This is a genomic window from Colwellia maritima, from assembly GCF_022669015.1.
Lineage (GTDB): Bacteria > Pseudomonadota > Gammaproteobacteria > Enterobacterales > Alteromonadaceae > Colwellia > Colwellia maritima.
This window is the reverse complement of record NZ_JAKKSL010000005.1, coordinates 276,308-291,998: the sequence shown is the minus strand read 5'-3', so window position 1 is coordinate 291,998 and position 15,691 is coordinate 276,308. Positions and strand designations below refer to the sequence as shown.

10 protein-coding genes and 4 pseudogenes are annotated in these 15,691 nt (G+C 36.0%); 9 read left to right on the top strand and 5 right to left on the bottom strand.

All coding sequences use genetic code 11. The annotated features are described in order from the left end of the window. Window positions 1-8 precede the first annotated feature (8 nt). Complete coding sequence (locus tag L3081_RS28680; RefSeq protein ID WP_242288542.1) at window positions 9-149, bottom strand: hypothetical protein; 141 nt, start codon at window positions 147-149, stop codon at window positions 9-11. Here L3081_RS28680 and nhaD point away from each other — a divergent pair. The 6 genes and pseudogenes from nhaD to L3081_RS21965 all read left to right on the top strand — a co-directional run bounded on the left by nhaD (window position 106) and on the right by L3081_RS21965 (window position 6,688). Then, window positions 106-1,448, top strand: a pseudogene (gene nhaD, locus L3081_RS21990) (sodium:proton antiporter NhaD). The gene L3081_RS28680 and the pseudogene nhaD overlap by 44 nt on opposite strands. 125 nt (window positions 1,449-1,573) lie before the next feature. Beyond that, window positions 1,574-2,260: a MaoC family dehydratase gene (locus tag L3081_RS21985; RefSeq protein WP_242288448.1), complete on the top strand. Its 687-nt coding sequence runs from the start codon at window positions 1,574-1,576 to the stop codon at window positions 2,258-2,260. 160 nt (window positions 2,261-2,420) lie between these two features. Further along, window positions 2,421-2,711, top strand: a complete 291-nt coding sequence (locus L3081_RS21980) for a hypothetical protein (protein ID WP_242288447.1) — start codon at window positions 2,421-2,423, stop codon at window positions 2,709-2,711. Window positions 2,712-3,009: 298 nt separating this feature from the next. Further along, window positions 3,010-3,624, top strand: coding sequence for a CBS domain-containing protein (locus L3081_RS21975; RefSeq protein WP_242288446.1), 615 nt, complete (start codon window positions 3,010-3,012; stop codon window positions 3,622-3,624). Between the two features lie 173 nt (window positions 3,625-3,797). Further along, window positions 3,798-4,965 (top strand): annotated as a pseudogene (locus tag L3081_RS21970) (patatin-like phospholipase family protein). Window positions 4,966-5,044: 79 nt separating this feature from the next. Further along, a complete protein-coding gene (locus L3081_RS21965) occupies window positions 5,045-6,688 on the top strand; it encodes an amidohydrolase (protein ID WP_242288445.1) in 1,644 nt (547 codons plus the stop codon). Between the two features lie 20 nt (window positions 6,689-6,708). On the opposite strand, the gene L3081_RS28675 is transcribed toward L3081_RS21965, so the two are convergent. After that, window positions 6,709-7,581: an NAD-binding protein gene (locus L3081_RS28675; protein WP_338027454.1), complete on the bottom strand. Its 873-nt coding sequence runs from the start codon at window positions 7,579-7,581 to the stop codon at window positions 6,709-6,711. Further along, complete coding sequence (locus L3081_RS28670; RefSeq protein ID WP_338027453.1) at window positions 7,572-8,675, bottom strand: monovalent cation:proton antiporter-2 (CPA2) family protein; 1,104 nt, start codon at window positions 8,673-8,675, stop codon at window positions 7,572-7,574. Before L3081_RS28670 ends, L3081_RS28675 begins: the two co-directional genes overlap by 10 nt. 445 nt (window positions 8,676-9,120) lie before the next feature. On the opposite strand from L3081_RS28670, the gene L3081_RS21955 reads away from it, so the two are divergent. Continuing rightward, entirely contained in the window at window positions 9,121-9,822 is a 702-nt protein-coding gene (locus L3081_RS21955; RefSeq protein WP_242288444.1) for a GGDEF domain-containing protein, read from the top strand. A gap of 57 nt (window positions 9,823-9,879) precedes the next feature. Here the strand turns inward: L3081_RS21955 and L3081_RS21950 are convergent. Both L3081_RS21950 and L3081_RS21945 read right to left on the bottom strand, forming a co-directional pair. Next, window positions 9,880-11,186, bottom strand: a pseudogene (locus tag L3081_RS21950) (DEAD/DEAH box helicase). Between the two features lie 189 nt (window positions 11,187-11,375). Next, window positions 11,376-13,608, bottom strand: a pseudogene (locus L3081_RS21945) (NADP-dependent isocitrate dehydrogenase). Between the two features lie 159 nt (window positions 13,609-13,767). Here L3081_RS21945 and L3081_RS21940 point away from each other — a divergent pair. Both L3081_RS21940 and mnmA read left to right on the top strand, forming a co-directional pair. Beyond that, window positions 13,768-14,388 (top strand): pseudouridine synthase, encoded by a 621-nt coding sequence (locus L3081_RS21940; protein ID WP_242288443.1) that lies wholly within the window; start codon window positions 13,768-13,770, stop codon window positions 14,386-14,388. A gap of 145 nt (window positions 14,389-14,533) precedes the next feature. After that, window positions 14,534-15,688, top strand: a complete 1,155-nt coding sequence (mnmA, locus tag L3081_RS21935) for a tRNA 2-thiouridine(34) synthase MnmA (RefSeq protein ID WP_242288442.1) — start codon at window positions 14,534-14,536, stop codon at window positions 15,686-15,688. The last annotated feature ends 3 nt before the right edge of the window (window positions 15,689-15,691 follow it).

Genomic DNA, 15,691 nt, shown 5'->3' with positions numbered 1-15,691 from the left:
AACAAATTTTAAATTAACCTTAAGAGTATCATTGTGAAAAAATTACTATCATTTGTGTTGCTGTTGCTGTCAGCAGCGCCCGCTTGGGCAGCTGACGCCGGAGGAATAGACCTTACCAACTCTATTGCAGGAATTACTGCATTAACCATTTTTGTTGCTTACCTTTTGGTAATCGGCGAAGAATTTATACACCTAAGAAAGTCAAAACCCGTATTAGTGGCAGGCGGTATAATATGGCTAATTATTGGTGGATCTATACACAACATGGTATACCAACCGAAGCCGAAGAAGCTTTTAATCATAATTTGTTAGAGTATGCTCAACTATTGCTGTTTTTATTGGTTGCAATGACTTACATCAATGCCATGGAAGAGCGAGGCATATTTGATAGCTTACGAATTTGGATGATATCTAAAGGGTTAAGTTTACGAAGCTTGTTTTGGGTAACCGGCATAATGGCATTTGTTATTTCTTCATTCGCCAATAACCTAACAACCGCCATGCTGATGTGTGCAATAGTACTTAAAGTAGCACCTAAAGATTTAAAATTCATTAATATTGCCTGTATCAATATTGTTATTGCGTCAAATCTTGGCGGCGTGTTCAGCCCATTTGGTGATATAACCACGTTAATGATTTGGCAAGCTGAATTAGTAAAATTTGAACAATTTTTTGTATTATTCATACCTTCTTTTGTCAATTTTCTCGTGCCCGCTATTCTGATGAGCTTTTTCATTTCCAATGAAAAATCAACCCCTATAATAGACGAAGATTTTATACTTAAACGAGGAGCTAAACGCATTGTTTTTTTCTTCGTGCTTACTATTGTAACCTCAGTTTTAACTCATAGTGTTGTTAATATGCCTCCTGTATTGGGCATGATGATGGGGTTAGGTTACTTAAAGTTTTTAGGTTTTTACTTACGGAAAAGTTTACCTCGGTCTTTAAACAAAAAACGAACTAAAGCACAAATAAGCAATGATGAAAAAGCCTTAAAGAGATTAGGGAATATTGTCCCATTTGATATTTTTGATAAAATCGCCCGTGCTGAATGGGATACATTATTATTCTTTTATGGTGTTGTTATGTGTGTAGGTGGGCTCGGCTTTATGGGTTATTTAAGTTTAGTCTCGGAACTATTGTATAATAACTGGGATCCTACTTACGCAAATATTGCCGTTGGTCTACTTTCTGCCATTGTTGATAATATTCCGGTTGTTTTTGCAGTACTTAGCATGAATCCGACCATGGATCTACAACAGTGGTTGTTAGTTACAATGACAGGCGGTGTTGGTGGAAGCTTACTTTCTGTTGGTTCTGCTGCTTGGGGTTGCCTTAATGGGACAAACTAAAGGAAAATACTCCTTTGTAGGTCATTTAAAATGGAGTGGGCAATCGCCCTAGGTTATGCTGCGAGTATTTATGTTCATTTTTTAATTAATGGATAATAAATAAGCCTACCTTTTAAGGCCTTTAAAAAAGTAAAGGCTTTTTCATAGAGCGTGTATTATAGAAACGTCACACGCTTTTTATCACAATAAGCCTTGTCATTTAAATATTATGGAGTTTTTATATGAAGGTTATAGAATTCATTCGAGAGAAAAAAAGAAATTTACAACATCAAAACGATCAATTTATTGCTAAAATAGAACCGCGGTTCAGAAATTTGTCTAATCTGATTAGTGATAAAATTACCAATCCCCTACTTAATACGCTAAATAATCCATGGTTTTCTCATTTCGGACCATCTGATTCAGAAGAACCTCAAAAAGGTGAAATTGTAGAGCAAATCCCCGAAGCAAAAAAAATGTATGAAGCACTTTTGCAAAAAATTAACACTGAAACTTTTTCAGGGGATTGGCACTTAGTAGAACAAGAATGCATAGATCAATTTGCGATTGTAACAGGTGATAATCAGTGGATACATACGGATCCTGAACGTGCAGCCAAAGAATCTCCTTTTAAGTCGACTATTGCACATGGATTTTTAACCTTATCATTGATACCTAAGTTAACTAATTCTGTTAATGTGGACAACAACCCCTACCCTGAAGCAAAAATGGTAATTAACTTTGGTTTAAATCAAGTTCGATTCCCCTACCCTGTAAAAGCCGGCACACGCGTCAGAGCAAGTATAAAATTAGTTAACTTGGTTCCGATGAAACGCAGCATCGAAATAGTTAATGAAGTTAGTATTGAAGTTGAAAATAGTAAACGCTTAGCTTGCGTCGCCGAAACTGTATTACGTTTATATTTTTAACATGAATAAGATAACACCTGTCATCAGGTTATTGAAATTATCAACAGAATGCCTTTCTCATAAATTAAATAAACATAATGTTACATTTATAGGCTTGAAAAAATACAACTTTCACCCATTATAAAATAAACAACCGTTGTAGTTTATTGTGATTAAGCCTGTGTTGAAACTTGTCTCTGCCATTTATTTATTTATTATCATCTGCTCTAATACTGAGTCAGGTTATGATATTACAAAAACAGTAAATAACAGCGTATCTAATCAGTTAGTTTTTGATCTCTACCCTGATGATAATTTAGATTTGGATTTAGATCATCTTATTCCAAAAACAGCATACAACAATAAATTACTTCAATTAACCTATATTGCTAAACAGCTTAGCAAAGAAGACGCCCCCTTAGTAAAAAACAAATATCAATACCTACGCCCTCGGGCACCACCTCTTACCTAAATTACGATTTATAAATAATTAATGCAGTCAATCTTTTTAGCAATAGAGTTTCACTTGCATTATTACTTTTTGAGTAATACCAGTTTCATTAATTAAGTGATCTATTTTATACGTAGAAAAAATTGCTAAATACAGGCATTTATTTCAATAACGAGTTGTTCAGATTATTAAATAAAGAACGATGTAGTTAGTGATTTTAGCAAGTAGAAATGATCGCATAGGTAGTGAGATTGATATAAATAAAGTTATAGACGAATAATAATCAGAAATATTACGTCTATAAATGGTAGAGGTTATTATGAAAAATTTACACTTATTCGATTTAGATTCAGTCGATCATATTATTGCACCTGAATACTTTGAAAAAACAACGCTAGCATCATCTGCAAAAAGTATATTCACCGACTTTAAACAATTTGAAGCATTGGTTGTTGAAGGAGACACACCTGCAATTGACGTATTAAATCTAATGATTAAATCACACGTTAAAATGAAAATTGTTGTATCAAAGAACAATGATTTTTTAGGGATTATTAGTACAAAGGAACTTACGGAACAACATATCATTGCAGCAGTAACAAAGGGAACTGAACGACATGAAGTGCTAGTGAGTGATCTAATGCTTCCAAAAGAGAGCCTGCATGCCTTTGATTATAACGAAGTAGAAACAGCTCAAGTGACTGATATAGTTAAGTCGTTAAAGAATTATAATTTACAGCATTGTTTAGTATTAGATAGAGAACAACATCATATTAGAGGTGTTATTTCATCAAGTGATGTTGCGAGAAAATTACAACTACCTATACCTATAGATATTCACGCAAAAACATCCTTTAGTGATATTTTTAATGTTATATATCCTCGCCACCTAAAAATGCAAAATACCGGCGGAATCAGTAACGTCTTTAGGTAAGGTATAACGTTAGCTACTAACGGGCTTAAGTCAAATTACCCATGGGCTTAAGCCAGTATTGTATTATAATAACAATGGAATACAATATTTATAAAAATCTAGCTAGCGATATAATATAAAACCACTTACAATTAGTGAATAAATTAATAATTTGTATTTAATAACAATAAGCTATGACTCGAAGACATAATTATGTCGATAGTAAGAATGCATTAGTCTTAACAGGTGGGGGGGCTCGTGCAGCCTACCAAGTGGGCGTGCTTTCAGCTATCTCCAAATTCATCCCCAGAAACCATGCTATTCCGTTCCCTATTTTATGTGGTACGTCAGCGGGTGCCATTAATACCACATCCTTGGCTTGTTATGCTTCATGTTTTCAACTCGGCGTTAAAAAACTTGAATGGGTTTGGAAAAATCTTGATACCAGTAAAATATATCACAATGATGCCCCGAATGTTTTTGGTTATATTGCAAGGGGTATGTTAGCGAGTTTTCAAGCTGATTATGCTAATAAAGTACCCCGAAGTTTGTTAAATAGTGAACCACTTCGACACTTATTAAATAATGTGATGAATTTTAACCGTATTGACAATAATATTTTACGTGGTTATTTGTCAGCAATTTCGATAACAGCCTCAAGCTATAGTACTGGTAACTCAATTAGTTTTTTCAAGCCGACGATACTATAACCCCTTGGGAAAGAGCGAAACGTAGTGGGCAAGCGACTCAATTAAATACAGAACATTTAATGGCCTCTTCAGCCATTCCATTGGTTTTTCCCTCAATAAAAATTAAAAACCAACACTTTGGTGATGGATCTGTTCACCAATTATCACCACTTAGCCCGACTATTCATCTAGGCGCAAAACGTATTTTTGTTATTGGTGTAGAACAGCCAAAAATCCCATCTCTGACTAATGAAAATAATCCTCATCCACCTACGTCTGGTACTATCGCCGGTCACCTCCTCGACTCAATTTTTGCTGATACCATGAGTAGCGACTTAGAGCGAATGGCGCGGATTAATGAAACACTAAAGCTAATTCCTGCTAGTAAAAAAGCTAATGTCGATGGTTTAAAACATATTGACAGTTTTGTAGTAAACCCAAGCCATAATTTTAATGCGATAGCACTAAAATACTATAACGACTTATCCCTCCCCGTTAGGTTATTGTTGCGTAGCGCGGTATCAGCAATGATTCTGAATCAAGTATGATCAGTTACTTATTATTTGAGAAAAATTTTTGTAGTGAATTAATAAAACTGGGTTTTGAAGACGTAATGAAGCAAGAAAATCAAATAAGACAATTTTTAAATTTATCTCCCTCAAGTCCACTGTGATTTAATCCGAAATTACCTTGCGTATATAACTCAACAATTTAAACTAAAGAAATATCCTTATAATTTTGAGTTAATTGTAATGAAAAAAATACTTAGTTTCTTGTTTATTACCCTAGTGCATTTTTCCACTTATGCACAATCAAGCCTGATAAAAAATATAAACGGCTATACCTTAAATGACAGCGCTCAATTAATTCATTTTGTTGCGATACAATTTACCGAAGATAAAGTAGACAAACTATTCACTGCGAAAGACACTCTCCCAAAGCAAGACATACGGATAATCGACGGGCAAGGTAAAACGTTGCTTCCAGGATTAATTGATGCCCATGGGCATGTATTATCTTACGGTTTGAGCTTGATGCGGGTAAACTTAAATGGCGCACAGTCCGAACAAGAGGCCGTTCAACGAGCCATTAACTTTAAAAAAGACAATAATGATTCTAAGTGGCTACTTGGTCAAGGTTGGAATCAAGTATTATGGAAAAATAAACAATATCCACAAGCAGTATCTCTTGATGAGTACTTCAAAAACACACCCGTTTGGTTTAAAAGAATTGATGGACATCTTGGGGCAAACGCAAAAGCAATGCAATTAGCAGGAATTGATCACACATCCGTTTCTCCGGACGGCGGTGAAATAATTAAAGATGCTAATGGAAATCCCACTGGTGTATTTATTGATAATGCCATGGAATTAATTACCAACAACATCCCAGAAAATTCAGCAAAAGAAATGCAATTAGCCTTAGTTAAATCGATGAAAGCTTTAGCTAAATTTGGCTTAACTTCAGTTCATGATGCAGGTATAGATACCGCTAATATTGAAGCTTATAAGGCACTAGTTGCGGAAAACAACATGCCGATAAGAATAAACGCAATGATTGACATCAATGATGAAAATTTAAATAGTTTATTAAAACAAGGTCATTTTAGAACACCTGACGATAAATTTATCATTAACAGTGTCAAAATTTCAGCCGATGGTGCATTAGGCAGCAGAGGCGCAGCTTTAATCAAGGATTATTCAGATTTACCACACCATAAGGGGTTAATGCTTTACAACCAAGAAACCTTAACATTACTAATAAAAACGGCAATGGATGCAGGATTTCAAGTCAACACACATGCTATCGGAGACAATGCTAATAAAATTGTATTAGACCAATATGAAAAATACATTACAACTGAAAAAATCAAACAAATGCGTCATCGTATAGAGCATGCACAAATTCTACGTTTACAAGATATTTCTCGTTTTTCTGAACTTGGTGTTATCGCCTCTATGCAGGCAACACATGCCACGAGCGATAAAAACATGGCACAAGATAGGTTGGGTGAAGAAAGGATTTTAGGTGCCTACGCATGGAAAAAATTAATTAAAGCGAAAGCGATTATTGCAGGGGGCTCTGATTTTCCAGTAGAGTCAGCTAATCCCTTTTATGGTTTACACGCGAGTGTTACTAGGCAAGACCATCAAAATCAACCTGAATCAGGTTGGTTTCCTCAAGAAGCTATGACGATTAAACAAGCTTTTCAAACATTCACCTTAAACGCTGCCTTTGCAGCGCACCAAGAAAACATTATTGGCACCTTAGGAAAAAATAAAAAAGCAGACTTTATTTTAATTGACCAAGACATATTTAACATAAAAGCATCAGAACTATGGAAAACCCAAGTTTTGCAAACCTGGGTCAATGGTGAACAAGTAAATTATTTGTAAACTAGATTATCAATTAATCGCTAATGCCCTTCTTGTACGAAACGCTCAGCTCTTTCTACATGTATTGGTTTGCCACGTACAATTAAAGTATCCTGCGCCTGCAATAAAATGGTTTTATCAGGTGATTCTGTTTCAGCATCACCTCGTTTTAATGCGACAACATTGACCCGTTTTTTATCAAGGGCTAATGACTCAATACTGTTACCACATCCGAAGGAATTATTATTAATTAAGATAGCATGGGCAAATTCAATTCTATCTATTCCTTCTGGACTCATATCAGTATGTTCGCCCTGAAAGAATCCATGTAAGTGATTATAATGATTTTTACGTTCAGCTTGCACTCTGCGCATTATTCTTGAAAAAGGTACTCCCGTTAAAGAAAGGACTTGCGAAACCAAGATCAAGCTTCCTTCAAGACTTTCAGGCACGACTTCATTTGCTCCTGCGGCATGAAGCATATCTAACTGATCATCATTTCGCGTACGCACTAAAATAGGTACATCAGGTGATAATGATCTTACTTTCTGAATAACTTCTAAAGACTGTTTATCTGCACCAAAAGCAATAACAACCAACTTTGCTTGTGACAAGTGTGCTGCTTTTAACAATTCTGTTTGTCTAGATGAACCAAACAAAATATTTTCACCTGCCTCCCGTGCTTTACGTGTACGCAATGGGTCAATATCAATAACAACAAAGTCGATTGACTCTTGTTTTAAAAACCGACTCACTGTTTGCCCTACTCGGCCAAAGCCACAAATAATAACATGGTCTTTCAAATTTTTATTTTCTGGCAATTCGCCGAGGTCATTAGTTTGTGGTGATTTTTCCTGACTTAAAAAAATAGACCACGATTGGGCTCTGTCAACCATGTAAGGCGTTATAGCCATACTAATAACACCACCCCTAGCAACATGGATGAAACATCAGACGGTAATAGGTTTACTTTATTAGCCAACGCAATAATAACAAAGCCAAACTCCCCCATTTGCGCTAACATCAAACCCGAAGCCCACCCAACTTTAGATGATTCTCCTGCTCGACTGGCCAGTATTTTTATAACCATAATCTTAACAAGCATAAAACTCACCATCAGAGCGAGTAGATTCAAAGGTGATGACAAAAGTAAACCAACATCTAACTTCATTCCGACCGTGATAAAAAACAAACCTAATAAAATATCTCGATAGGGTCTGATATCGGCTTCTAATTGATGTTTATACTCACTTTCACCTAACATCATTCCTGCTAAAAATGCACCTAAAGCCATCGACAAACCAAACCATTGCGTCAATGCCGACGCCAGTAAAGTTACTAATAACGTTGTTAAAACAAACAGTTCATCGGTTCGAACACTGGCAATAATATTAAAGACTTTTGGTAATAACCATTTACCAATAACAAATAATAAGATTACAACCACAACACCTTTAAAGATAGCTACGAACAATGCCATTGCCATTGACGTGTCAGTATCCGCGGCCAACATAGGAATAATAATTAACAGCGGCACAACAGCAACATCTTGAAATAAGAGTATGGCAACTGACAATTGCCCTGACTTACGTTTCATCGCCCCTGTTTCACTTAACTGACGAATAACAATAGCGGTAGAGGATAAAGCGAGAATACTGCCAACAACAAATGCTGACTCAAAGCTCAAACCAAAAAACATACTAGCAACAATAAAAATAAATAAGGATATGCCAACTTGTAGGCTGCCTACTGCTATGACTAAATTGCGCATCGCAATTAAACGAGGAAGTGAAAACTCTAAACCTAAGGTGAACAATAGAAAAACAATCCCAAGTTCCGCAAAATGATCATAATCAACTTGATCATGTGCTAAATTCAAACCATGCTCGCCTACAAGCATACCCGCAACTAAATACGCTAAAATGGCCGGTAATTTTAGTCGACGAAATAACCAAACAATAAGAACAGCACTGGATAAGATAGCTAATATTTCAAAATGACCGTTCATATATAATCCCTCTAATTTAACATCATTGCCACATGGCAAGTTTTTGCCGTCAAATTACTGACTAAAGTTTTATCATACATTATAACAATAAATAGTTTGAGTTTTTCTTAAAAAATAAATTAACAATCAAGTAGTTAACAAAAACAAATTTGATTGCCTTTATGAATAATTAACAAGCTCATTGTTTGGAACGAATATTGCTTAATGCTATATATGATAATAATGCTACATAAATAGTAAGGTACAAGTATGCATAGATTGAATATACTTGAGAGTACAACACCCGCATTTAATGCGCTGAATAACTTAAATATTACCTACTCAGCACAGCACTGCTAACAAAAAAAATACAAGTTTATTAGAACAACTTCAAACAACACTTTTTTTAGATAAGCTGCTCGCTATTTTCGCTGCTGAAGCCGCTCGGTATGTAAAGTTTTCAGGTTTGTATTTCAAAAGTACTTCAATAAGCAAAACATTACCAGGTAGTCGTAAAACAAAACATGAACGTCAATTTGAATTAAAATTACATGATGAGTTTATCGGTACCATTAGCTACAGTATAAATCATCCAATAAGTATGCATCATTACAAAGATTTACAGCGTATCCATCACATATTACTATACCCTTTAAAAAATGCCTTGCAATATCACCAAGCATTACAGCTTGCCATGCAAGATAGCCTGACAGGATTAGGTAATCGAAGATATTTTGATGAACAGCTAAAGCGTGCTATGCATAATGCTAACCGTCATCATGCGCAGGTTGGTTTGGTATTAGGTGACTTAAATAAATTTAAAATTATTAATGATACTTATGGTCATAATGTTGGTGATCAAGTGTTGGTTCAATTTTCAAATATTTTACGCACCTGCGTGAGAGATTCGGACAGTATTTTCCGATTTGGTGGTGATGAGTTTGCGATCATTGTTGAAAATGCTAGCGAAAATGCTTTAGAAATCATTCAAAGTCGAATTAATAGCGCATTAAAAAGTAACATACTATTAGCAAAATATAAAATAGGCTGTAGTTTAGGTACAACCTTTATGAATAGAGCTGATAACGAGTATTCGTTTTTTGAACGAGCTGATAAAGCCTTATACCGTCAAAAAATACAGTTATCTAAACCCTTAAGTATTGTTTAATTAACAATACTTATTTATCAAAAGAATAAAGATGATGTGTTTCTATTATGCCAAAAACTAACGTTTCTTCTTTATTTTAGCATTATATTTTTTGTTATTTGAGCGAGCTTCTAACATTTTCTTTTCTAGTGCCTGATTTTTTTCTTGGCTAGCACGATAACGATTTTTACTCGAACGTTTGTCACTCATTTGTTGGTGTTCAAATGCTTCATCTTTCTTTAGTTCATAACCTGGTACAATAATGCGTTCAAATTTCCGACCAATCAGTGCTTCAATATTTTCTAAGAAGCGTTCATCTTTAGGACTCACTAATGAAATAGCTGTACCCGATTTTCCTGCTCTACCAGTACGACCAACACGATGTACATAATCTTCAGCCAAAAATGGAAGATGAAAATTAACCACATAAGCTAAATTATCAATATCTAAACCACGGGCGGCTACATCAGTTGCTACTAGAACTCTTACCTTACCTTCGCTAAAATCCGCTAACGCTTTATTACGAGATCCTTGAGATTTATCACCATGACAAAGCGCTGCTTTGATGCCATCAAGTTTTAGTTCTGTTGCAAGAACATTAGCACTTTCCTTTGTGCCGGCAAATACCAATACTTGTTGCCAATTATTCACCCCAATAAGTTCTGATAATAATTCTCGTTTTCTTGCTTCACTCACCCAATATACTGATTGCTTTACTTTACCTGAAGTTGAGTTTTGTTTTTCTGTACCAACAGTTTTTGGGGTTGTCAGTAATTGATTCGCTAAAGATTTTACTTTATTTGAATAGGTTGCCGAAAACATCATTGTTTGATGGTTTTGCTTTACCGCTATAGTTAATTTTTCAATATCGGCTAAAAACCCCATGTCTAGCATACGATCGGCTTCATCAAGTACTAGATATTTCACTTGGGATAAATTCACATTTCGCAAGTTTAAATGCTCAAGTAATCGGCCTGGTGTAGCAACCAAAACATCAACACCTTTTTTTAAGAGGTTAGTTTGAGAAGCCATTTTACCGCCACCATAAACAACGCCTACCTCTATCGGTAAAAATTGACTATAGGCTTTCATATTTTCAGCCACTTGCGCAGCCACTCCCGTGTAGGTGCTAGCACCAACGCTTGTATATTTCGCTCACTATCCTTTTCAGACGCTTCTGCTGAAATAGTTTTTGCTAAGGCATCTAATATTGGCAAACTAAATGCTGCGGTTTTACCCGTACCTGTTTGCGCACTTGCTAACAAATCAACACCAGAACGAATAATGGGTATAGCTTGTTGTTGAATTGGCGTTAAATTCTTATAGCCACACGCTTTAACCGCTTTTAATAAATTGGCCGATAAACCAATAGCATCAACACTCATACATCACCTAAAAAACTAAACACCAAATAAGCTGCGGATTATATACCAAGCAAAAATAAAACTCAGTTTAAAATACAAAGAGTAAGTAAATTAACGACAAAAGCCCTAACAACTTTCATTGTTAGGGCTTAAGGGTCTGTTAATTGAAGCCGCTAGCTAAGTAAACTTATACATTAGCAGTATTTACAACTATAACAATGCAGATAAAATTGTATTAAGGGTGTCGCTTGATCTCATTGCTTTTTCAGCTTTCGCCGGATCAGCAAAATAATAACCACCAATGTCCATCGCCGGACCTTGTGCACCATTCAATTCAGCAACGATCTTCTCTTCTTGCTTAGCTAATGCTTGCGCAACACCTGTAAAACTAGTTTTAAGCTCGCCATCACTTGTTTGCTCGGCTAACGCTTTTGCCCAATACATCGCAAGATAAAAATGACTACCACGGTTATCTAACTCACCAACTTTTCGTGACGGCGACTTGTTACTATCTAAAAATTCACCTGTGGCTTTATCTAACGTATCCGCTAATATCTGTGCTTTAGCATTACCCGTAGTAACACTTAAATGTTCTAAAGAAGCAGCCAAAGCTAAAAATTCACCTAAAGAATCCCAACGTAAGTGATTTTCTTTCATAAATTGTTGTACATGTTTAGGTGCACTACCACCAAGACCTGTTTCAAACAATCCACCACCATTCATTAACGGTACAATTGAGAGCATTTTAGCACTTGTGCCTAGCTCCAATATAGGGAATAAATCAGTTAAGTAATCACGCAATACATTACCCGTCACTGAAATAGTATCTTCGCCTTTAATGATACGCTCTAAGGTAAATTGACATGCATCAACGGGGTTAAGAATACGAATATCTAAACCCGTCGTGTCATAATTTGCTAAGTAGGCATTAACTTTTTTGATCATTTCTCTATCGTGAGCTCGGTTTTCATCTAACCAGAACAGGGCAGGCATACCAGACGCTTTTGCACGAGTGATAGCTAATTTAACCCAGTCTTGAATAGGTAAGTCTTTAGCTTGACACATACGCCAAATATCCCCTTCTTCAACACTGTGCTCAAGTAACGTAGTTCCCATTGAATCAACAACACGTACTGTACCAACAGCATCCATGACGAATGTTTTATCATGAGAACCATACTCTTCAGCTTTTTGCGCCATTAATCCAACGTTTGGCACTGTACCCATAGTAGTTGGATTAAATGCACCATGTTCTTTACAAAAATCAAAAACAGCTTGATAAACGCCAAAGATAACAACGATCTGGAATCATGGCTTTAGTGTCTTTTAACTTACCATCAGGGCCCCACATTTGACCAGAAGAGCGAAGTGTAGGCGGCATAGAAGCATCAACAATCACATCGCTTGGTACATGTAAATTAGTAATACCCTTATCAGAATCAACCATAGCAAGTTCAGGACGATCAGCAAAAACTTGTGCTAAATCCGCTTCAATTTCAGCTTGCTTATCACTCGGTAAGCGTGAAATTTTGCTATAAACATCACCAATACCATTGTTAGCATCAATTCCTAATTGGTTAAATATTTCAGCATGTTTTTCAAAAACATCTGCATAGAATACTTTAACAGCATAACCAAAAATAACAGGGTCAGACACTTTCATCATGGTTGCTTTCAGGTGTAACGACAATAAAACATCTTGTTTTTGTGCCTCGTCAATCGCTTGTTGATAAAACTCAACTAACGCCGACTTACTTAATACTGACGAGTCAATAATTTCACCCGTTAATAAGGCTAAATTATCTTTTAAAACGTTAACGCTTCCGTCTTGCCCAACAAATTCGATTTTTACATTTGTTGCATAATTAACCGTGACAGATTTTTCTGTCTCATAAAAATCCCCTGCTGACATACTTGCCACATGAGATTTTGACTCACTTGACCAATCGCCCATTGAATGTGGGTTTTTCTGTGCATAGCGTTTAACTGACGCCGGAGCTCGTCTGTCAGAATTACCTTCACGAAGAACAGGGTTTACTGCACTCCCTTTAATTTTATCATAGGTATATTTAATTGATTTTTCTGCTTCGTTCTGTGCTTCTTCAGGATAATTTGGAACCTCATACCCCTTGTCTTGAAGCTCTTTAATTACCGCATGTAATTGAGGAACAGAAGCACTTATATTTGGAAGCTTAATAATGTTAGCATTAGGGCTAGTCACCATATCACCCAATTCGGCTAACGCATCATCAATACGTTGCTCTTTGGTTAAATATTTAGGGAAACTAGCTAAAACACGACCGCCTAAAGAGATATCGCGGGTTTCAACATTAATCCCTGAAGACGCGGTATAGGCTTGGATAATAGGTAGTAAAGAATACGTTGCTAAGGCCGGCGCCTCATCGGTAATAGTATAAATAATTTTTGAGTTATCTGTGCTCATGAGCTTCCTACTTTATTTAACTTAAGTCGGTTAGTTCATAAAGACTAACCATTAATATTTAACATTTTATTTTCGCGCAATATATTATAATAATTTACTTCATATTAATATAGCTGAGTATAGGCTCTAATTACACAACGTTTAAAAACAAAGGCAAAGATGATCAAAAACAAAGAAAACATAAGCCATAGAGCGAAACTCTCCTCAAAGGTACGACCAGTAGACAAAAACCGTAAAGTTGTTCTTTTTAATAAGCCCTTTGATGTTTTATGCCAATTTACGGATGAAAATAATGATGGAATAAATCAACGAAAAACCTTAAAAGACTATATACCAATAAAAGATGTGTATGCTGCAGGTCGACTTGATCGCGATAGTGAAGGACTTTTGCTGTTGACAAATGATGGGAAATTACAACATAAAATAGCCAATCCAAAAAAGAAAACAGCTAAAACCTATTGGGTGCAAGTAGAAGGCAGCCCAACCGAAGATGACTTAAGTAAACTACGTAACGGTGTAAAACTCAAAGATGGAATGACATTACCCGCACAAGTGCAAATAATAGAGCAACCCAAGATATGGGAACGTGTTCCACCAATAAGGGAGCGTGCAAATATTCCTACAACTTGGTTAGAAATCACAATTACGGAAGGACGCAATCGCCAAGTCAGACGCATGACTGCAAACATAGGTTATCCCACTCTTCGATTAATCCGCTTTGCTATTGGCCAATGGACAATAAATAATATTGATAATGGTGCATATAAGGTAATTGACTAAGCTTATTTCTTAAACATGGCTATTTAATCGAGCTAAGTGGCGTGCTATAATTCTGCGCCTTTTTATTCTTTACAAGTACTCCTTGTTTATATTTATTTTTAAGATAAATCAGTTTTCAAAACTATTTTTAAGATAAGAGTTTTTCATGCCTATTGAACATCAAGCTCCACAAAATAAAACACCAGAACAAACCAAAGTAATTGTGGGTATGTCTGGCGGGGTTGATTCTTCCGTTTCAGCCTATTTATTACAAGAACAAGGTTATCAAGTTGAAGGCTTGTTCATGAAAAACTGGGAAGAAGATGACACGGATGAATACTGCTCAGCAGCACAAGATTTAGCTGATGCTCAAGCAATTTGCGACAGATTATCAATAAAACTGCATACCATTAATTTTGCCACTGAATATTGGGACAATGTATTCGAATACTTTTTAGCTGAATACAAAGCAGGTCGTACGCCAAACCCCGATATTATGTGTAATAAAGAAATCAAATTTAAAGCCTTTTTAGAATTTGCTTGTGAAGATTTGGGCGCAGATTACATCGCCACTGGCCACTATGTACAACGTCGATTTAGCAATGGGCACTGGACTATGGTACGCGGCCTTGATGACAATAAAGACCAAAGTTATTTTTTATATACCCTAAATGAAAAACAATTATCACAGACATTATTTCCTGTAGGGAATATTGAAAAACCTCAGGTACGTGCAATAGCTGAAAAAGCAGATTTAATCACCCATGATAAAAAAGATAGTACGGGTATTTGTTTTATTGGCGAGCGAAAGTTCAAAGATTTTTTAGGTCAATATTTACCTGCTCAACCTGGCATTATAGAATCGGCTGAAGGTGAAGCCATTGGTCACCATGATGGTTTAATGTATCACACTTTAGGGCAACGCAAAGGTTTGCGCATAGGTGGGCTTGCAAATGCAGGTGAAGAACCATGGTATGTTGTAGAAAAAGATTTATTACGTAATGTACTAATAGTGGGTCAAGGACATAACCACCCTCGCCTGTTTTCAAAAGGCTTAATTGCAAACCAATTACATTGGGTAGACCGTCAAGAGTTATCAACGCCAATAAAGTGTACAGTAAAGACACGTTATCGCCAAAAAGATGTCGCTTGTACTGTTACACCATTAATGAATAGTACTAAAGATAACAATGATAATAGTCCACAATATCAAATTGACTTTGATGCACCTCAAAGCTCTGTTACACCGGGACAATCAGTCGTATTTTATCAAGGCGACATTTGTCTTGGTGGTGGTATTATCAATACCCTTATTCGATAGTAT